The sequence below is a fragment of the Bartonella sp. AA18HLJMS genome, from assembly GCF_042197245.1.
Classification (GTDB): domain Bacteria; phylum Pseudomonadota; class Alphaproteobacteria; order Rhizobiales; family Rhizobiaceae; genus Bartonella.
The window spans coordinates 12,275-31,648 of sequence record NZ_JBHIRP010000013.1 but is presented as its reverse complement, the minus strand read 5'-3'; the positions used below and the strand labels follow the sequence as shown (position 1 = coordinate 31,648).

Genomic DNA, 19,374 nt, shown 5'->3' with positions numbered 1-19,374 from the left:
TTTATAAACTTTCATGAATAAGTAACAGATCTCAGTTTTGAATATTGATATAAGAAGATTTCTGCATGTATGCGACAGCTTTATTTCCAGTATTAATAAAGGATTTTTTCATCTTTTGGGGGAGATTATGATTTATACTTAATGACACTCTATATTCTTAATAACTGATAATGTAAGGATCTTTGGAGGGAGAAGCGACTTTAAATTATAACTAATTAAGCTACGGAGCAATCGCTTTCGAAAAGGGATTGCTTTAAAGAGAGAATAACATTTTAATTGCACATGAAGAATATATGAGTAGATACGTTATTAATGATACTTCATACTGTGAGATTTTAAATTTGGATAAGAGCAATAAAGACGTTGTTTTTATCAATTAGTTTTTTTAGAAAGTTGCAGTCTCTGTTGCTTCTATCTATTCAATAGAGTGCTTTGGGAGAATAGCGAATAGGTAGGTACATGGATTCGCTTTTATGCGTTTTAGGATGTTTTCTCTTTTCATTTAGAAACAATGGTGCCATCAATGATTATTTCTTCAACACTTGATTATCGTAAGGCAGCAAAGCGTCGTCTTCCTCCCTTTCTTTTTCACTATATTGATGGTGGGGCTTATGCTGAAGAAACGATGCGACGTAATTGTACAGATCTTCAAGCACTTGCATTGCGTCAAAGGATTCTAAGGCAAGTTGGTGAAGTTGATCTTTCAATCAAGCTTTTTGATCAGACACTTGATTTACCGATTGTACTTGCGCCTGTTGGGCTAACGGGCATGTATGCACGTCGTGGAGAGGTAAAAGCAGCGCGTGCCGCAGCGGCAAAAGGGATTCCTTTTACTCTATCCTCTGTTTCAGTTTGTCCTATTGCGGAAGTGCAAGAAGCGGTTGGAGGTGCATTTTGGTTTCAACTTTATGTTCTCAAAGATCGCGGTTTCATGCGTGATGCACTAGAACGGGCTTGGTTGGCTGGTGTACGCACGTTGGTTTTTACAGTTGATATGCCAATTCCTGGTGCACGTTATCGTGATGCGCATTCGGGAATGTCTGGTCCTTATGCTGGTTTACGTCGTTTTTTACAAGCTTTGACTCATCCATATTGGGCTTGGAACGTTGGTGTTATGGGGCGCCCTCATGATCTTGGAAATGTCTCTGCTTATCTCAAAAAGAAAATTGCATTGGATGATTACGTTGGTTGGCTTGGTGCAAATTTTGATCCATCAATTGGTTGGCATGATCTACAATGGATTCGCGATTTTTGGAAAGGAAAAATGATTTTGAAAGGTATTCTTGATCCAGAAGATGCTCGAGAAGCAGTAAAATTTGGTGCGGATGGTATTGTTGTTTCTAATCACGGCGGACGTCAGCTTGATGGTGTATTATCAACAACACGAGCATTGCCTGCAATTGCGGATGCTGTAAAGGATTATTTGACTATTTTAGTGGACTCAGGTGTTCGTTCTGGTCTTGATGTTATACGCATGATAGCACAAGGCGCGGATGCTGTTATGATTGGCCGTGCTTTTGTTTATGCGCTTGCAGCAGCAGGTAAGAAAGGTGTTATGCATCTCCTTGATCTTTTTGCCAATGAAATGCGGGTAGCTATGACACTGACTGGTACTCAGATAATCAAAGATATTACACGCAAGAGTTTAGTAAATATAGATGTTTTTAAGCAATGAAAGCAATATGTTATACTTCTTTCAGAAAAAGAAAGTCTTTTTATAGAGGAGCATAATTATATATTTTAAAAATATGTTGACAGTTAAAGTTAAATAGAAAAGATCAATAAGCTCCTCTATAAAATCACAGAAAATACTCAGTAACTACAATAATATTAAATATTATTGATAATAATTAACACGAAAAAAAACAATAATAACATTGCATACATATTTTATTTACTTTATTAAAATCTCATTCTACGGATAAAAAGGAACAAGTGCTGATATTAAAGGTAAAACAACTGTTGATATAGAAAAAATAGCTATAAATAATGCTGTGAGCATTTTTCCCTCCTGTATATAAAAAACATTAAAATATAATATATTAATTACTTCTTTTCCACATTGGCATAAAACGTAAATTTATAAAATCCATTTAGTTTTATTTTAATATAGAATAATATTAATTATTATACATAAATAAAATTATTAAAAATGTCAATATGTATTTATTTTAATCTATAATTATAATAAAAAATGTATCTAATAAATAATATTTCTATAATCTATATATTATTTATATTAAGTTCATTGGATAATATATTATATGGATATGATATTGTTTTTATGGAGTACGTTTTTAAGCAATGAAAAAATATCCGTACTATCTTTAAAAAAGCTCGTTTACTGAGAGCAAAACTGCGTGAATTAATATGCTTTTCTTTCTTATTTTCTTGTATTCTCAATGATTTATGATGTTTTTGAACTGGCAAGCATATTAGGAAGCAGTTGAATATTTTTTGTATAGTATGTCATTTCTAACACTATTTATGCGTTCTCGATTGATTTTATAACTTGTTAAAATATCCAGTTCATTTTTATTGCAGATGGGGATGGTGGGGGGCCTAATGATACAAATTGGCATAGAATGTTTTGTTCCATAAGCGATTTAACAATTGCATCTCCAAGCTTCTCCTTTGATACTATGCTCTTCATAGACAACAACAGATTGGTGAGATTGGCATAACTCTAGCACTGATCTATTATCTCAAAGTTGAATTGTTGGCACACTTGTAAGCGTTGGGATAACTTCATGTTTTTTGAATCTCTTTAGCAACATCAAGACAAATCTGAACAGTTTCTTCAGTAGCAAGTAAGAGAACATCTTTTCCTTTTTTAAACAGAGGTTTTGCTGATATCAATTTTTGAAGCATTTTTATGAATATTCATAACAGCACGCTTTCCTAAACCTATATAAATAGGTACAAGATTACTCAGAGTAGAAAGAATTACAGTTTCCATTTGATCCAATTACTTACTCGTAAGTAATTGGATAATATTTACTTTATCGCTGAATAAAAAAGAAAAGTTTTTCTCTCTTTAAATAGAGGATGGATTGTCATCTAGCCAATAGGGATAGTTTGCGAGAAATTTGTTCGATGCAAAACGACTTAACATTGCAGTTACTTTTTATCATTTGAAGCTGTGAAAAGAAGGCTAAGATAGATGAAAGAATGTAAAAAATGATGGATACATTTTAAGATAAAAAATTATCATTCTGTTAATTCCACACCAGTTGCTGCTGATATTGGTAACAAAAGAAATTTGATCAAAAAAATATCAAAATTATTTGAGGACATTCCTCATGGCATGTAAACTAAACCTTTTTGTTGGTATGAGTGATATTTTCTTTGAACAGAAATTGATTCTATCTCCTGAAATCAGCAATAATCTCTCAGGTTATGTCGTAAACTTTTTAGGGATGTTACAACGCCACTATCGTCCTTTTATGAAAAATTTAGCATTTCAGATGAGCAGTTGTGAGGAATTTCAACGTTTAATACAGCAAGATCCAGAAACTCTCACGGATTTAGAACGGGCTTCAAGATTTTTATATTTACAGCGATTAAGTTTTAGAGGGAATGTAAATCGTACGATGAGAGTAGAAAACCATCGTAGCGCGCGGGGGGCTTAAGCCCTTCCAATTTGAATGCGTGCTAAAACTTATTTTCCACTGTTTAGCAGGTGTTAGCATTGAACATTTAGACTGGTCTGATTTTATTGTGCGTTATGATCGCCTAAAAATCTTGTTTTATCTTTCACCACTTTAATTGTGGTTTTGAAGGTTATTAAAGAAAGGATTTTTATAAGCGGGAGGATTATCAGCCGATGTCTAAGCTGCTTGCATAATAAGAGGGAGTTTTTTGTCTTTAAACAATATGCTAGAAATTCAAAAAACTTTAGTTAACTTTATACACCATCTTATACAGACTGCTCTGCAAATAACACAATTGCTGGTAAGGAATGGGGCATCACCAATTTTGATTTCTAAAAAAGAAACAATACGTATTAAATAGTCTTTAACTTTACAGACTTTTTGAGAATCCTTTCAGAATCTTTTGAAAAAAGTGAACTGATAGAAGATATTTCTATCAAAATATAGCAACTTTTCTAACAAGTTAGGAATAAATCTAAAAATATACATTAAATATAAAAACAGTACGATATGTAGGCAATCTGGGCTTTAGAAACAAGAATCAGAGCGTATAAAGATGCATAGAGGTGAGATTGAGACATATCATTTTTATGATTCAATAAAAAATAAAAATTAAAGAAAAAATTTTATATCAAAAATTTAAGGTGGTTTAAAAGGTGGACAGGCAATGCATGGAAGGATGAGCGAGAAGGTGAATTAGGGGAGAGTGATTTATAGATTATCAGTATCTTTGTAAAAGTATCTTCTCAAGATAAATATTGTGATGAAATAAGATTGTAGTTGAATGTTCGAAAAGATAATACGCACTCTTAATTTTTCCGTTATACACATCACAATAAAAGCCGTGAAAGGCACGGTCTTATTACAAACTTTCTCTAAAAGCAGTACATGAGTTTGCAAGATATTACCGTAATATTTTAAAAGAAGGATTTTATTTCAGAAAAAAATTATCTTAAAATAGTAAAGCAATATTTTTCAAGAAATTGCTAGGCGACTTTTGAAAGTAAAAAAGCTAAGTTAAAAAATAAAAGCAAAAATGGTTGCTGGTTTTCTCGACTGGAGTTGCATGTCATTTCCCACATAGGGAATTTACCTATAGAAAAATTAACAGCCAAGATCATTCACAATGTTTTCCCGCCACTTTAGCATGAAAAAGCAGATACAGTGCGAAAGTATTTGCCTTATCGTCAACATCATTATTATAATTAGGAAGCTGAAGCAACGTCATTTACAAATCACATAAAAGCCTTACCATTATTCATTATATAGCTCCGTAGATTTCTTTTCTTCAAGCATGCCAGCTCCTAGATGTTATTTTGTTGAAAACAGAGCCTTTGTGTATGATCAGTTCTTTGAACGACGATAGTAGTGCAATCCATAAAATCTTTTCTCATCTTCTTTTGATAGGATAACAAAGATGCCCATAGAATACATCAATAGACTCAATCATTTTACACAAACATAATCTGTTGAATCCTTTCGCTTCAACTCAGACATCTCCGTTACTCTAATTAAAACTAATCGACTACCAGAGTGTTTTAATCCTTTAAGTGCTTTTACTTTTAATCTGAATGTATCCACCTCTTTCAAATCTTTTCATTGATTGATGTTTCAGAGGAATTATATTTTTATCACTTTATTTTCCGTTTATCTCTCCAACCACATAAACGTTCACCTTGTTCATTATGTTTTAAAATATCTCTCGCCAAATTTGGACTAATGACATTGATATCTTGTCGATTCAAATAAATTGGCAGCCATCCAATACAAGAAGTTCGTTCATTCGTCGCGCAACCAGCTAGAAAGCTTAGTGCGCACATCAGCATCACTTTTCTTATTAATTTCATTTTCTACCTCAAGCCGTGTTGTCGCTATCTTGAAATCTTCTTTTGTTTGCTTTTGCTTCTCAACTTTTTTCCCAAGAAAAAAGGCTTTGACTAAAGCTATAAGAAAAGCTGCTATGAGCGCTGACGTCATTGTCAGATATTTTTTTATCCATAAAATCATAGGCGGTGTTCCTGAAAACGTTTAGCAATGTATATCATAGCTGTACAAGCGGCTAAAACCATAATGCCTGCTAGAACCCATTGAACAGGACCATTTCCTGCAAAAAGACCTCCAAGCCCTGAAAAAGAACCTATGATTGGTGCAAGAGCTTCTACTTTGCAAATACCTGTTACGCCTTCTGGTTCTACTACATGATAATTGGGGGCAACATGAGCTCCTTTTGCCCACAATCCTGCTTCGGTTGCTCGGCGATTGACAAGACCTTGGATACGTTTTCCTCCCACTCTTGTCCATTTTTGCAATTCGGTTGGTATCGCTTCATATTCACCTTTATTAAGCTTTTTTAAAAGTGTAGAACTGCGAAATGCTGTGATTCCTACATTATAGCAAAATGATACTAATGCCGCGAATTGTTCATCGTTTAAAGGAACGGTAACGGCTTTTTCAACAACAGCTTCATACTCCCTCAAGTCCTGACAAAGGATTTTTTCAGCTTCTTTTTCCGTAATTTGCATATCTTTGTGAACGCTTGGGGCACCAGCAGCACTTGTATGTCCATAACCAATTGTCCATACACCACCAGAATCTTCATAAGCTGATAAACGCAAGCCTTCCAATTGCTTAATCAATACAAGCCCTTCTTTTGATATTTTTCGCATTATTTTTACCTATAAAAAACTACACAAAGCAGGATATGAATTAAAAACTTACATCTACTCATTTTTAAGAACAGAACAGCGAAAGGGCATAATAAATTCAAAACATCCATAGTGGATTATTTTAAGATCTATATCATTTTTTTGAATAAAGATTATGCTAAATACTATTCATTTTGCAGCAATTGATCTCCATCTAAAGACAATAACTTTATAATAAATCCATTTATAATCAGATAGATTTCACTCATAAATTCTTACAGTTGATCCAGAATGATTTAGAAGAACTTTACTTGAAAAAACTTCAATAATTCCAATGACAAAAAGCATTTTTAACAAAAAATAAGAGACATAATAATTAATGAAATAAGTAGGTGTTGATTTTTAAGTAATTTCAAAAGTCATAAATTGCACCACAGAATTTTTTTATAAAAACAAAAAAACATTATAATTTAACATTATACATCTAAAACTCATCTTAGAATCAATAAAACATATACATAACGTGTTATACATATTTAATAAAAAAATCTATAGTTAATTTAATTATTCTTTGTTTTTTTCCCTAATTGCTTAATTTCATTAAAAAATACCTTTATGAAGGATTTTAAATAAACTGTTACATAAAAAACATAATGGATGTTTCTCCTCTCTTACAGTCTGTTTCCAACTGAAACAATATATTAGTGGAGCATATTCAATATATAGACCAATGATATTTGATAGTTTTTTTAAGAATATTGTACTGTAATAAATTTGAACAATTAGTTCGGTTTCATATATTTTCTTTTTCATATGAAGCATTTGGTAGGGCGTTCGGGTCCAATGGTATCATCTTTGTCTGGTGTTGTATTGGCTACGTTTCCAGCAGCCTCTTAAACAAATCAATCAAGCTATTGAAATCTTTTTAGAGGCAATAGCACAAGAGACACAAAAGATTTTGACAAAAAGCTGCTTGACAATATAGGAAGCTCTCTCCTCCTAGCATCCCAGCCCATTCACATAACATAAAAAATAAAAAGGCAATGAGATGATATTTGATGATGGCAATAGATATGTAACAATACGTGAGTGTGCACAGCTTTTTAGTATATCCACAACAACTTTTTAGTATATCCACAACAACGATTCGCAATTGGGTGCTTCAGAGGGGGCCGGAGCCATATAAGCTAGGGAGAGCAGTGAGGTGGAGAAATAAAGAGATTTTAGCATTTACTCCAGAGAAAAATACGGAGCAAATAACAACAGATTAGATAAAATTGCATAAACCCTAGAAGGTGGTCTTCAAACAGATAATTAATTAAAAAAATATATATTTCAATACGCTAAATACAAAAAGTGGTGCCGCATGCCGGATTCGAACCAGCGACCCCATCATTACGAATGATGTGCTCTACCAACTGAGCTAATGCGGCATAGGTTTGTAAGTCAATGAGACAAAACTAATTTGAGGGTAATAGCTAAAAGTACGTATAAAAGCAAGAATGCATTTTTTCAATAATTTATACATATGATAATAATTTGAAGGAGAATTATGTAAAAGTCAGAGGAAAGTATTCTTTGACCTTAATGCTATAAAATGCGTTTCAATTTACGATAGCACTTAAATTAAGAAGCTGGGAATGTAGATCTTTAGGATGAAAAATGGTGTCAAGATCACTTAGTAAAGATAAAAACATTTTCTGATTCTTAAGAAAGAAATTTGTTACATAGAGTGATTGGGAAAATAAAGATCATCATAAACCTTTTATAATGTGCAAATAGATGAGTAGAATTAGTTGAGAAGTTACTTCTCATTTTTATGGGAAGAAAAAGGGAGGAGAATTAATAGAATTAATCACGTTTTTTATTTAAGAGGGAGTAAAAATCATGTTGGATGAAGATCGGCTGATAGAATTAGAAATGAAGCTAGCTAACCAAGAAAAATTCATTGAGGAACTTTCTCGAGAGGTAACTAATCAATGGAAAAGTTTGGATGAGATATCTAAAAAAGTTGATATTTTAGCGAGACGATTTTCAGATTTAAAAGAACTAGAGTGTTACTGAAGCTGTTATCTTACCATTTTCTCAATAGGGAGAAGGTGCGAAATATTTTTTATCACAATTGCAATTATTTACAGATGAGTCTTTATTTCACGCATTTTGTTAGACTTGTAGAATAATTTTTATAAGCTTCTTCATTAATTTTAATAAGTTCCAATCTTATAAGGAGAGCTGATATTAGAAGACGTTTTTTTATATGGGGTTTCTAGTACGAAAATTAAGAAAAGTTTTTGTAGAGTATTAAAGAAGCAGCTATAGAAAAATATATGAACTGCAATATTTTAAGTTTTTTCTGTACAGAGTTTTCTTATAGATGGGAGGTAGATTTATTCGCTAATTTTTTTAAATTGATACAAATAAAGTGATGTTATCGTTATCTATAGAAATCATAAGTGAGCGCCTATATTTATAATGAAGCGTTTTAATTTTTTCTGATGATCAAGTGATCTTCAGTTGTTTTAATAGAGTGGGGGGGGGTAAGCGACATCGATTATGTTATAGTACAGAGAGCTCTAGAAGTTTTTTTCAAGATCAAATGTACTCTTCGTTATATGTATATGATATTTTGTGAAAAGGCTTTTGTTTTTCGTAATTTAAGATACAAAATACTATTGCTAAAGCACCAAAGATAGACCATGCGGGTAAATAAGTGAGAGTAATGCAAATTGAGGACAGAAAATCAGGCATTACCTTGCATAGAGATTGATTAAGGTGATAGATATCTGTTTGCAGAAGGCTTGTTAAAATTTTATTAAAGGGGGTTGTTGTCCAATGTGATGTGATTACAGAGTGTGCGTTATCAATGACCAATGCTATAATGGTTAGTGTAACGAAAATGAAGGACATTAATTTAAATAAAGGGTGGAGCATATTTTTTCTTAAAACTTCAACCGGACATACGTATAATGCACAAAAAAATAAGGAGTTGCATTATGATAAGAAAATAAGTTTACGTTTGTTTTGTGTTTTTTAAAAGAGGTGCCTAATTTTTCAATAAAAGTTGAGGTTAAGTTCAACAAAAGTAGTGAGGCATGATGTCTGAAAAAAAGCACGAGGAATTGAAGCGTAGCCTTCAAAATCGCCATATTCAAATGATTGCTTTGGGTGGCGTTATTGGGACAGGACTTTTTTATGGGTCAACCGAGGCAATTCAATTAGCTGGTCCCTCAGTTATTTTATCTTATCTTGTCGGCGGGCTTATTATGTATTTCATTATGCGAATGCTTGGTGAAATGTCAGTAGAAGAACCGTCTTCAGGAGCATTTAGTTTTTTTGCTTATAAATATTGGGGGAGATTAGCTGGTTTCATAACAGGTTGGAATTATTGGTTTCTTTATATTCTTGTGAGCATGGCTGAACTTACAGTGATAGGGTTTTACCTTGATCATTGGATTTTGATTGATCATTGGAAGACATCTTTCATTGTTCTTTTATTTGTTACATTTGTTAATTTGTTTAATGTTCGTTTTTATGGAGAATTTGAATTTGCTTGCGCTTTGATCAAAGTGGCTGCTGTTATTGGTATGATTATTTTTGGAATTTTTCTCATTGTCACTGGACTAGGGGAAAATCAAGCGAATATTCATTATCTTTGGGACCATGGCGGGTTTTTCCCTTATGGAGCAGTAGGGGTTGTTTTAGCAACTTCTGTAGTAATGTTTTCTTTTGGAGGAACGGAGCTTATTGGTATTGCTGCTGGAGAGGCATCTAATCCACAAAAAACAATTCCAGCGGCTATTCGTCAAGTTATGTGGAGGATTATAATTTTTTATATTGGTTCTATCAGCATTATTATGATAATCAGCCCTTGGAATATGATTGGAAAAAATGGTAGTCCTTTTGTCACAATTTTCGAGACTATAGGAATTCCTGCTGCTGGTCATATTTTGAATTTTGTGGTGATTATGGCTGCTATTTCTGTTTACAATAGTGGCATTTATTCTAATGGCCGTATGCTTTATAGTTTAGCTGTACAAAAAAATGCACCACATATTTTTAGTAAACTGAGTGCTGCTCGTGTTCCTTATATTGCTATCCTTTTTTCATCATTATGTACGGCGTTGATTGTCGTTGTTAATGCTCTTATTCCTGATAATAGTTTCATGCGGATCATGGCTCTTGCAACTGCAGCAGCAGTGATTACTTGGGCTATTATTGTTATTGTTCATTTGAAATTTCGCAATGCCCATAAGAACAGAAAGGGCGATTTTATTTATGCGTTTGGTTTATATCCTTACGCTAACTATCTTTGCCTCTGCTTTCTTGCTTTATTATTTGGCATTATGTTTGTCAGTGGTTTTGGGAAAAATGGATTGATGACTCGACTTTTTGATATGATAGGAATAAGCGTGCCTTTCCTTGAAGCATATATTCCTGTACAGATGCCTGATATGAGTTTGGCAGTCATTATTATTCCTCTATGGTGCTTGTTATTACTTTTAGGTTATAAACTGAAGCGATAGAGAAAGAAGAGCTAATAAAAGGGATTGATTGGAATAAGCCTTGGGGATTATAAAATTTGATGAGGTAACACAAGTTTTTGGTGATTTGTGTGTTTTAAGAAATATTACTGTACAGCTTACCGAAAGACGAGTTGCTATTATAGGTGCGAATGGTTCTGGAAAAAGTACATTTGTTCGCCTTATTAATGGGCTCCAATTACCATCTCATGGTTTTGTAAGCGTTGATGGGCTTGATACAAAACGCGATGCAAAAGCAGTAAAACGTAAAGTTGGATTTGTTTTTCAGAATCCCGATAATCAGATTGTTTTACCATTAGTTGAAGAGGACTTATCCTTTGGTCTCAAAAATTTAAAGCTTAATAAAGATGAAATTAAGGAGCGTGTAGATGAAATTTTACAGCGCTATGAACTTCAAAATTTCAGAAATCACGCTGTCCATTTATTAAGTGGTGGGCAAAAACAACTTGTTGCTATTTCTAGTGTAGTTGCAATGAAACCAGACTACATTATTTTTGATGAGCCGACGACATTACTTGATTTGCGAAATAAGCATCGCGTTACGCAAGTGATAGAAGAATTACCGCAAACGGCAATAGTTGTATCGCATGATTTAGAGTTTTTGAAAAAGTTTGATAGAGTGCTGGTTTTTGATAAGGGGGAGATAGCAATTGATGATGTACCTTTTGTTGCTATAAAGGAGTATATAAGAAGAATGTCATGATCGGTTTATATATTCCGAGGGATACATTTATTCATAGGTTAAGTCCTGGAGTTAAGTTATTATTTCTTACGGCCTGTGGAACTTTTATAATAATGGTTTCTTCCATAGCGCTTCTTGGTTTATTTTTGTTGTTTGTCATCTTATTCTATAGAATCGCCAAGATCCCTTTCAAAACTGTGATAAAGCAATTTAAATCGATGGGATTGCTTTTAGTTCTTCTATTTGTATTTCAAACTATTTTTAGCGGTTGGCTTACGGGGGTTGAGGTCATATTACGTCTTGTTATCCTCTTTTCTTTATCATCAGTTATTTCATTCACAACAAAAGTATCAGATATGGTGGATGCAATTGAAGCAGGCCTCCAGCCTTTTCGTTGTTTTGGTATAAATCCATCAAAAGTGAGTATGGTTATCTCTATGGCGATCAGGTTTATTCCTCTTTTGAGTGAAAAGTTTAATGAGGTACATGAAGCACAGCAAGCACGAGGACTTAATACTAACATTGTCGCTCTTGCGATACCTTTAATTATACGGACTATAAGAATGGCGTCAGAAGTGGCTGAAGCATTGGAAGCGCGTTCTTATGATGCTGATACTATTGATACAGCATCTCGTAATAATCAGAGTTTTTATAGTAAAAAAAGAAGAATTAAATGAATACAAAAGATTTAGTTTATATTGCTTTATTCGCCGCTATTTATACTATTTTGGGCCTTTTTCCTTCTATTTATCTTCCTTTTCTTCTAGGGGTACCTATTACAGCTCAATCGATGGGACCGATGCTAGCAGGGTCTATTCTTGGGGCAAAAAGGGGTGCTTTAGCGTCACTCCTTTTTCTTGTTCTTGTTGCGATTGGATTACCTCTGTTGCCTAGTGGTCGTGGTGGAATCAGTGTCTTTTCAGGAATTGCAAGTGGTTATTTAATAGGTTTTCCATTTGCCGCATTTTTTATTGGTTTAATGGTAGAGTTGTTTTGGCAGCGGTTAAATTTTATAACATTATTTATAATAAATACTTTTGGTGGCATTGGGATAGTTTATTCTTTTGGTGTTCCATGGACAGCGTATATGACCAAAGTTTCTTTACTGAAGGTTTTAATGGCTTCATCAGTTTTTTTGATAGGCGATTGTTTAAAAGTGTTGATTGCATCCTTTATTGCACTCGCGATTAAAAGATCTGTTCCTCTCATTCATTCAAAGCATAATAACTAAAATAAATGTATTATTTTGTTATATTGTTATTATATAATATTCATATATCACTATTATCGAATTTAAATATAGTAATTTATGATGTAATTAAACATTGTAGAATCTAATATGATTTATATAAGTGATGTTATTAAAATAAATTATTATAGTATTTTTCTCTATATCTAAGGCATTTAAAGTGTACTTTTATAAATCTGATACTTTTTATTAATTATACAACAATAACGAAAGCTTTTCCCTAGTGAAGGAATAATTCAGTGAATACAAAAGATTTAGTTTATATTGCTTTATTTGCCGCTATTTACGCTGTTTTGAGTCTTTTTCCTCCTATTTATCTTCCTTTTTTGCTGGGTGTCCCTATTACAGCTCAGTCTATGGCTCCGATGTTAGCAGGCTCTATACTTGGAGCAAAAAGGGGAGCTTTAGCATCACTTCTTTTCCTTGTTCTTATTGCGATTGGGTTACCTCTATTGCCTAGTGGTCGTGGTGGAATTAGTGTTTTTTCAGGAGTTACGAGTGGTTATCTGATTAGTTTTCCATTTGCTGCATTTTTTATTGGCTTTATGGTAGAATTATTTTGGCACCGGTTAAATTTTATAATATTATTTGTGATAAATACCGTGGGTGGCATTGGGATAGTCTATTCTTTTGGAATACCATGGGTGGCTTATATGACACAGGTCCCTTTGCTGACAGTTTTAATAAGTTCATTAGGTTTTTTTGTTAGTGGTTTCTTGAAAGTGCTGATTACATCCTTTGTAGCGTTGACCATTAAAAAAACCGTTCCTCTCATTCATTCGGAAAAAGGGGCAGTTTTGTACTGAAGAACAAGTTTTTCCAAATGTATGTAGATTAAAAAGCACTACGGAATATCATTCTGTTTTGTCTACTTTTTTATTGGTATTTTTATCTGCATAGCTCTCAGAGGTAGCCATACGAAAATTGAATGTTGCGGCACCAAAATTCTTTTTTCTTTCAGGAGCAGCTCTCAAATAGCCAATTAATATCATTTTATTCAACATGCTTGTAAGTTTTATTCGATTTGCATATTATATGCATAAAGCCTTAGAATAATTTATTATTTTTTTAATATTTTTAGTTAATTAATCACTAATTTTTAAATTATTAAATTATATTAATTGTACAAAAACATGGATAATTAAGTGTTCATCTAAAACTCTTGATGTATATAATACCCTTATAAATGTATTAATATAAGGTATAAAAATGAGATTTAAATGGAATGAAGCTAAAACAAAAAGTAATCTTATAAAACACCGTGTAAAGTTTTGAAATAGCTGCATATGTTTTTTCTGATCTATTCTCCATGGCTAAACAAGACCGTGTTGAAAATGGAGAGTATGGTTAGCAAGCTTTAGTGCTTGTGGAGTTTTTTTTATTACTATTCGTAGTGCATACTGTCCATGACGATAAAGATGGCATAGAGGTAATGCGTATTATTTCAGCACAGAGAGCCAACTCGAAAGAAAAGAAACGTTATAAAGAAGAAAGTTCGTTATAAAATCGAGGTAGGTAACTTATCGGCTTTGACAGATGAACAGAGAGTTGAAATTGATAAATTGGCTGTAATGTCGGATAGTGCAATTGATCATAGAGATATTCTGTCACTCAATGATGAGTTCTGGAAAGACGCCGTTTTCAATCCATTCTGTAAACCCATGAAAATTGTCACAACTGTGCGTGTGGATTCAGACGTACTAGCGTGACTTTAAAAGTCAAGGGAAAGGATATCAAACGCGGATTAACGCCATTTTACGTGATGCCATGCTTCGTTCAATGCACTGATTTCTCCTCCACTTAAAAGCAGGGAAGGGGGAGCCCATATTTTAAAAATCTAAGTAGCTCTCACTGCAGAGTTCTCTAAAGTTCGTATTGCTTTTGCAATTAAAATTTTATAGCCTCAATTTTCAGCCAAACGATTCTAAACGACGCAGTATATTTGGGATACACTACACTCCCATAGTCACTAAGATAACTTAGGCAACATCTACCACCCGATAAGACATAGACATTGTAATTATGTTAACTTTATGAATACCATTAACTTCCTTTCTTATAAATATAAAATAGATCCAGCCTCAGAACTAGTTAATATCAATGATGCTGATAAATTTTTAGAGGAAGGAAGATACGATTTTAACTGTGATAATCAATGTGCCACCTTAATAATCGAAAAGTTTTCTGTGAACTCGAAGATCTGCTATTGGATTTATGTTTTAACGGGAGAAAATAGTCCTTATAACCCAGAAGTGATTGATTCTGAAAATGACTTTCAGAATATTCCTAACCCACGTCCTAGAAAATATGTTGAACAGAATAAGCAATATTTTGGAATTTTGATTCCTATAGAGTTTACTCTTTTTTCTTCAAATAAAGAGTTAAACAAATTCTTGCAGCTACACTACAAAAAATCTTTTCCCCCGAAAACGATTGATATCTCACCTGATATTTTTGGTAAGGAAGAGTTCGAAAAAAAATTGCTTTTAATTAAAGAAATAAAACTGAAATATACCCAACCAAAACAATTAGATTTTTTTGCAATGCAATCAGAAGACAACTTGCTAAAGATGGCTAAAATTTTGTTGGGTGAATTTCCCACGGATGATTATTCTGAAATGGAACTTGACTTGGGTATCAAATTTAAAGAAAAAAATAATTTAAAGAATTATTTTTTGAATCTTTTTAAAAAATATAAATTAAATCCAGCATTTAAAAACATAAGTTTTGTTGGAAAGACACATAATAATTTTGATATAATCTTTAATACTGAAACTTTTCAACATAAATTTGCTATTAAAACAAGTAAAAATGATAATGGTATGTATAATGAAGGTCATATAAAAGAAAAATTAAAGCATGAAATCGTAAGTTTTACTGTATCTCTTTAATAGAGCACTGTAGCGTGTAAATAGATATATTTATTAAACTGCGTGTACGCAACATAAGAAAGAACACACAGACTAAAAAAAAGTACCAAATTATAATATTTGAATATCCAAGAGCAATATCTAAGTACCAAAGTATGGTATCCAATGAAAAAGAAAACTTGTGTTCCACGTACTTAGAAATGACAGGCAAAGAAACAGTTTCTTTATAACTACTTGGGAAAATTAAAACGACAAGCGCTAAAATTATTAACTTTAGGAGACTGTGCATATACTGATGTAATTCACATGTTAATCTCTTCCAACCTGTTGTATTGCCGCATTTATATTGTGGGTTGTTTTGCAACTCAGAAGGGATATTAGAATTGCATAAAATTGCAAAAACAGTTGTTACGATCACCAAAGAAATAGACGCGAATGTCAAAATACCCTGAATAAAGTCAAGATTTTTTCTTATTCCTAAAAAACATACAAATATAAAAATTATAACGCCAAACAAGGCTTTTCTCTTCTTATCTGTAAACATATTTATTTCCTGTGAAAAAATTATGATCTCAATTTCTTAAATTATTTTCTGATATAAAAACACAAACTACCTTTTAGTCTTTTTAGCATTTGCTTTTCTTTTAATAGCAATGTCTTCTATTGCATCCAGTTGCTTTTAATATTTTAGTTAACCTCGTCTATGATTTATCTATAGTTGATGATAGCTTTAAACACAGAGCTCCATAATCCCAAACTCTTGCTTGCATTTTGATACCCAAATCCACCTTTCAACAAAGCCCATCGCACTGGCAACCATTTCATAAAGATTAAAGAAAAGCTCTGTTATTTCAAAAGTACACGAAAGGGAATCATAACTGCCGCAACATTTTTTGCGCTGATGCTGGCTACTCATGTTTTAAAAAACAAATATTTTGAAATTCGCGTATCCTAAAATCCTTAATTTGTATTAATGGATTTATTTACTTTATAAATTTGATACTATAGAGCTATTTTAGCTTCTAGAAATATATTGTACATTAAAAAAACTTTTTAATCACTCTTTAAATGCATATCCAATCCAAAAATAATCAGCACTTTTCACTATTTTGCTACTTTTTAGAAATCTATTTTAAACTCTCCTATCATTAGTTCATGAAGAGTTTTGGTGCGTGAAAGAAGGTCTTTTTCAATCTCTTCACAATACTTAGAAAAATCTGTTGCTCTTGGAATGATTTTTTTAGACATGCTTTCTACGTTGCTCTGCAAAATGCGTTTTAAGGACTCTTTCAAAATCAATAAGGAAATACCTTTGAGTTCAGTTTGATAAGCTTGAGAAGAGGTATTATAGTCCATATATTTTTGCATGTGGAAGCTACCACAAGAGAACAAGCGAAAAGTATTAGAGATATCATCATTTGAAGCTTTTACAGCAATAAACCTGTGAAGCCATATGCAAGTCTCAAGTGCATTTTCTTCATTCGGTTTTTGTTTTTAATTTTCCATACGACACACTGCTTATTACTTTGGGTTGATTAAGATTTGTAAGGAAAGTTGATTGGCAAGCAGTTAAGGCTGAATTTAAAGACTGGGATTATAAAGCCCAAGGGCTGACAGAAGCCGGTGCAGCTCTCGTGGCATTGGCTGTCACGGCGGTTACGGGTGGAGCAGCCTCGGGCGCTGCCAGTGCCATTACCGGTGCTTTGGGGCTTGGCTCGAGCACCGCCATGAATGCGGCGATACAGGCTGGTGTCCAAGCGCTGATTAACAAAAGCGCTGTGGCTCTTGTCAATAATCGCGGCAATATTGCCGGCGCCTTGCATGAGCTTGGCTCTTCAAAGAATGTTCTCAGCATTGTCTCATCGATGTTAACGGCGGGCTTAACCAGCCAAATAACGGAAATGGCAGGTGTTGGACAATCTTTGCCCAAAACCGCTCCTTTTGTCGATCGTATCGCCAGTGAAGCGGAAAAGAACCTGATCAAAGCCGCCATTGGCACGAGCGTTCAAACGGCTCTTGAGGGTGGCTCTCTTGACAAGAACTTTTTTAACAATCTGCGCATCGCCTTGTCTGATACGGTTGGCAAATCGTTGGCGGAAGAAATCGGTACCGCCAAGGCAGAAGGCAAAATAGATACGGTCACGCAGATCGTTGCCCATGCAGGACTTGGCTGCTTAAAAGGCGCGGTTGCGAGCGGTGCTTGCACAGCCGGTGCTGTGGGGGGTGCTGTGGGCGAAGCCACTGCTATGCTCCAGTTTAAACTGTCGACCAAAAATTTTATACAAAAAGAAATAGCAGCATTGGATGGTCGTGTTCCAACGGCAGAAGAACAAGCGCGTATCAATGCAAAGATTGAAGCACAGTTTTCTGATTTTAATGATCATGCCATTGATATCGCGCGCATAGCGGGGGGCTTTGCTGCTGCCCTTGCTGGTGGTGATGTCAATACTGGCGCTGATGCCGCAGGTAATGCTGCCGAAAATAATTTTCTTCCTGCGGTAGCAGCTGCTGTAGCGTTCATTGTGTCGCTTACGCCACAAGAGTTGGCAGCTCTGTCTCTTTTTATGGCTGGTGGAGCAACTATTGTTCAATCTCCTAACAATAGAACCGCTATAGCTGATTTCCTTACCTATTGGTTTGCATCGAAAAATTCTGCAGAAGATAGCGAAAAAACAAATCAAAACTCACAAGAAGAAAAAAATAAAGATTCTCAGAAGGAAAGTAAAAATAAGAAAAAAAACGGAAACAATAAAGAACCACAAAACAATAATGATGGAAAGGGTAACATACTTGAACAAGTCAGGAAGCATCATGATAAAAAACGCGATGAGAAAAAACAAGAATTAAAGGATGAAGGATGTATAGTATGCGAGACAGAAATAGTATTCAAAACTAAGACGGATAAGGGGGTAGTAAAATCTCGTGCGGATATTGTTTATATAGAGAATGGTCAAATAAAAATTGGCGAGGTAAAAACGGGGAAGAATTCTAAATTAAGTGAACAACAAAAGATTTTAAAAGAGGCATATAAAGAAGGAAATGCTGAGTCCACAAAAGGAAAATTTATAAAATTTTTTAAAGAGAACAAAGAGTTCTTAGAGAAATATCAAGAATCGTTCAAAGATTTTAAAGGAAGTGATAAAGAATTAAACGAGGCTAGTAAAGAATGGATTAAAGGACAATTGAATAATAAGTTAGACAAAACTGACGTTAACGTTTTTCATTATCCAGGACTTTTTGAATGAAAGTGAATAGCGATGCGAACTAAAGACGCGACAGAGATTTTAAAAACGCTTGGCTGGGAGACGAAAGATCAACTATTATTTACAGTGGTAGAACAGTATTAGCGTGAATAAACTGCGACTTATGGAGAATAATCTATGAACTTTTCGTTAAAAAAAATACATCGCCCTGATATTATTTATGTGGAGAAAGGTGTATTAAAAGTTATTGATATAAAAACTGGTAATTTTCAATTAACAGAATGTCAAAAAGATTTTGAAATAGCGTATAAAACAGGAGATGCAAAACCTTTTGGGAAAATTATGAAACGCTATCTGGGCGAAAATAAGGAACAGCTTAATAAATACCAAGAAGATTTGAAAAAATTTGAAGGAGATGCAGAGCTTCTGAAAGAGTTTAGAGACAATTGGAGTGAAAATCAAATAAACAAAGAGTGGAATAGAATAATTCCTTATACAGTTAGCTGTTATCCGGCGGTTGGAGAAGAGTGA

16 protein-coding genes, 1 tRNA gene and 3 pseudogenes are annotated in these 19,374 nt (G+C 33.6%); 13 read left to right on the top strand and 7 right to left on the bottom strand.

Annotated elements, in window-relative coordinates:
• Nucleotides 1-523 precede the first annotated feature (523 nt).
• Nucleotides 524-1,675, top strand: a complete 1,152-nt coding sequence (lldD, locus tag ACFINW_RS07505; RefSeq protein WP_375612383.1) for an FMN-dependent L-lactate dehydrogenase LldD — start codon at nucleotides 524-526, stop codon at nucleotides 1,673-1,675.
• A gap of 1,158 nt (nucleotides 1,676-2,833) precedes the next feature.
• Here the strand turns inward: lldD and ACFINW_RS07500 are convergent.
• On the bottom strand, nucleotides 2,834-2,959 hold the full coding sequence (locus ACFINW_RS07500; RefSeq protein ID WP_375612384.1) for a hypothetical protein: 126 nt from the start codon (nucleotides 2,957-2,959) through the stop codon (nucleotides 2,834-2,836).
• 343 nt (nucleotides 2,960-3,302) lie between these two features.
• On the opposite strand from ACFINW_RS07500, the gene ACFINW_RS07495 reads away from it, so the two are divergent.
• On the top strand, nucleotides 3,303-3,632 hold the full coding sequence (locus ACFINW_RS07495) for a hypothetical protein (protein ID WP_375612385.1): 330 nt from the start codon (nucleotides 3,303-3,305) through the stop codon (nucleotides 3,630-3,632).
• A 1,800-nt stretch (nucleotides 3,633-5,432) separates the two neighbouring features.
• Here the strand turns inward: ACFINW_RS07495 and ACFINW_RS07490 are convergent.
• Together ACFINW_RS07490 and ACFINW_RS07485 are read right to left on the bottom strand one after the other, a co-directional pair.
• Nucleotides 5,433-5,660: a hypothetical protein gene (locus ACFINW_RS07490; RefSeq protein ID WP_375618608.1), complete on the bottom strand. Its 228-nt coding sequence runs from the start codon at nucleotides 5,658-5,660 to the stop codon at nucleotides 5,433-5,435.
• Entirely contained in the window at nucleotides 5,657-6,319 is a 663-nt protein-coding gene (locus tag ACFINW_RS07485; protein WP_375612387.1) for a lysozyme, read from the bottom strand. The genes ACFINW_RS07490 and ACFINW_RS07485 overlap by 4 nt, the downstream gene beginning before the upstream one ends.
• Before the next feature lie 1,027 nt (nucleotides 6,320-7,346).
• Here ACFINW_RS07485 and ACFINW_RS07480 point away from each other — a divergent pair.
• A pseudogene (locus ACFINW_RS07480) lies at nucleotides 7,347-7,569 on the top strand (DNA-binding protein).
• Between the two features lie 86 nt (nucleotides 7,570-7,655).
• Here ACFINW_RS07480 and ACFINW_RS07475 read toward each other — a convergent pair.
• Nucleotides 7,656-7,731 (bottom strand) — tRNA-Thr (locus ACFINW_RS07475).
• A 454-nt stretch (nucleotides 7,732-8,185) separates the two neighbouring features.
• On the opposite strand from ACFINW_RS07475, the gene ACFINW_RS07470 reads away from it, so the two are divergent.
• From ACFINW_RS07470 to ACFINW_RS07445, 6 genes are all read left to right on the top strand, one after another.
• The gene (locus ACFINW_RS07470; RefSeq protein WP_375630300.1) at nucleotides 8,186-8,362 is read left to right on the top strand and encodes a SlyX family protein; all 177 of its coding nucleotides are present in this window, start codon (nucleotides 8,186-8,188) and stop codon (nucleotides 8,360-8,362) included.
• Between the two features lie 1,031 nt (nucleotides 8,363-9,393).
• Entirely contained in the window at nucleotides 9,394-10,821 is a 1,428-nt protein-coding gene (locus ACFINW_RS07465) for an amino acid permease (protein ID WP_375621144.1), read from the top strand.
• A 40-nt stretch (nucleotides 10,822-10,861) separates the two neighbouring features.
• Nucleotides 10,862-11,542 (top strand): energy-coupling factor ABC transporter ATP-binding protein, encoded by a 681-nt coding sequence (locus tag ACFINW_RS07460; RefSeq protein WP_375674034.1) that lies wholly within the window; start codon nucleotides 10,862-10,864, stop codon nucleotides 11,540-11,542.
• Nucleotides 11,539-12,198, top strand: a complete 660-nt coding sequence (locus ACFINW_RS07455) for an energy-coupling factor transporter transmembrane component T family protein (RefSeq protein WP_375674032.1) — start codon at nucleotides 11,539-11,541, stop codon at nucleotides 12,196-12,198. The genes ACFINW_RS07460 and ACFINW_RS07455 overlap by 4 nt, the downstream gene beginning before the upstream one ends.
• Nucleotides 12,195-12,752 carry a biotin transporter BioY gene (locus tag ACFINW_RS07450; RefSeq protein ID WP_375621059.1) on the top strand — a complete coding sequence of 186 codons (558 nt, stop codon included), beginning with the start codon at nucleotides 12,195-12,197 and terminating at the stop codon, nucleotides 12,750-12,752. Before ACFINW_RS07455 ends, ACFINW_RS07450 begins: the two co-directional genes overlap by 4 nt.
• A 257-nt stretch (nucleotides 12,753-13,009) precedes the next feature.
• Entirely contained in the window at nucleotides 13,010-13,576 is a 567-nt protein-coding gene (locus ACFINW_RS07445) for a biotin transporter BioY (protein ID WP_375612392.1), read from the top strand.
• A gap of 51 nt (nucleotides 13,577-13,627) precedes the next feature.
• Here the strand turns inward: ACFINW_RS07445 and ACFINW_RS07440 are convergent.
• Nucleotides 13,628-13,774 (bottom strand): annotated as a pseudogene (locus ACFINW_RS07440) (single-stranded DNA-binding protein); the annotation flags it as partial.
• Nucleotides 13,775-14,507: 733 nt separating this feature from the next.
• Between ACFINW_RS07440 and ACFINW_RS07435 the strand changes: the two are divergent.
• A pseudogene (locus ACFINW_RS07435) lies at nucleotides 14,508-14,558 on the top strand (hypothetical protein); the annotation flags it as partial.
• A gap of 245 nt (nucleotides 14,559-14,803) precedes the next feature.
• A complete protein-coding gene (locus tag ACFINW_RS07430; protein ID WP_375630297.1) occupies nucleotides 14,804-15,661 on the top strand; it encodes a hypothetical protein in 858 nt (285 codons plus the stop codon).
• Here ACFINW_RS07430 and ACFINW_RS07425 read toward each other — a convergent pair.
• Together ACFINW_RS07425 and ACFINW_RS07420 are read right to left on the bottom strand one after the other, a co-directional pair.
• Entirely contained in the window at nucleotides 15,645-16,184 is a 540-nt protein-coding gene (locus tag ACFINW_RS07425) for a hypothetical protein (RefSeq protein ID WP_375621057.1), read from the bottom strand. The genes ACFINW_RS07430 and ACFINW_RS07425 overlap by 17 nt on opposite strands.
• A 575-nt stretch (nucleotides 16,185-16,759) precedes the next feature.
• The gene (locus tag ACFINW_RS07420; protein ID WP_273790439.1) at nucleotides 16,760-17,008 is read right to left on the bottom strand and encodes a hypothetical protein; all 249 of its coding nucleotides are present in this window, start codon (nucleotides 17,006-17,008) and stop codon (nucleotides 16,760-16,762) included.
• A 266-nt stretch (nucleotides 17,009-17,274) separates the two neighbouring features.
• On the opposite strand from ACFINW_RS07420, the gene ACFINW_RS07415 reads away from it, so the two are divergent.
• Entirely contained in the window at nucleotides 17,275-18,885 is a 1,611-nt protein-coding gene (locus tag ACFINW_RS07415) for a DUF637 domain-containing protein (protein ID WP_375674030.1), read from the top strand.
• A gap of 135 nt (nucleotides 18,886-19,020) precedes the next feature.
• A complete protein-coding gene (locus tag ACFINW_RS07410; protein WP_183194745.1) occupies nucleotides 19,021-19,374 on the top strand; it encodes a hypothetical protein in 354 nt (117 codons plus the stop codon).

Coding starts and splice junctions, on each gene's coding strand:
- lldD (WP_375612383.1), top strand. CDS start 524: ATGATTATTTCTTCAACACTTGATTATCGTAAGGCAGCAAAGCGTCGT.
- ACFINW_RS07500 (WP_375612384.1), bottom strand. CDS start 2,959: ATGGAAACTGTAATTCTTTCTACTCTGAGTAATCTTGTACCTATTTAT.
- ACFINW_RS07495 (WP_375612385.1), top strand. CDS start 3,303: ATGGCATGTAAACTAAACCTTTTTGTTGGTATGAGTGATATTTTCTTT.
- ACFINW_RS07490 (WP_375618608.1), bottom strand. CDS start 5,660: ATGATTTTATGGATAAAAAAATATCTGACAATGACGTCAGCGCTCATA.
- ACFINW_RS07485 (WP_375612387.1), bottom strand. CDS start 6,319: ATGCGAAAAATATCAAAAGAAGGGCTTGTATTGATTAAGCAATTGGAA.
- ACFINW_RS07470 (WP_375630300.1), top strand. CDS start 8,186: ATGTTGGATGAAGATCGGCTGATAGAATTAGAAATGAAGCTAGCTAAC.
- ACFINW_RS07465 (WP_375621144.1), top strand. CDS start 9,394: ATGTCTGAAAAAAAGCACGAGGAATTGAAGCGTAGCCTTCAAAATCGC.
- ACFINW_RS07455 (WP_375674032.1), top strand. CDS start 11,539: ATGATCGGTTTATATATTCCGAGGGATACATTTATTCATAGGTTAAGT.
- ACFINW_RS07450 (WP_375621059.1), top strand. CDS start 12,195: ATGAATACAAAAGATTTAGTTTATATTGCTTTATTCGCCGCTATTTAT.
- ACFINW_RS07430 (WP_375630297.1), top strand. CDS start 14,804: ATGAATACCATTAACTTCCTTTCTTATAAATATAAAATAGATCCAGCC.
- ACFINW_RS07425 (WP_375621057.1), bottom strand. CDS start 16,184: ATGTTTACAGATAAGAAGAGAAAAGCCTTGTTTGGCGTTATAATTTTT.
- ACFINW_RS07420 (WP_273790439.1), bottom strand. CDS start 17,008: ATGCAAAAATATATGGACTATAATACCTCTTCTCAAGCTTATCAAACT.
- ACFINW_RS07410 (WP_183194745.1), top strand. CDS start 19,021: ATGAACTTTTCGTTAAAAAAAATACATCGCCCTGATATTATTTATGTG.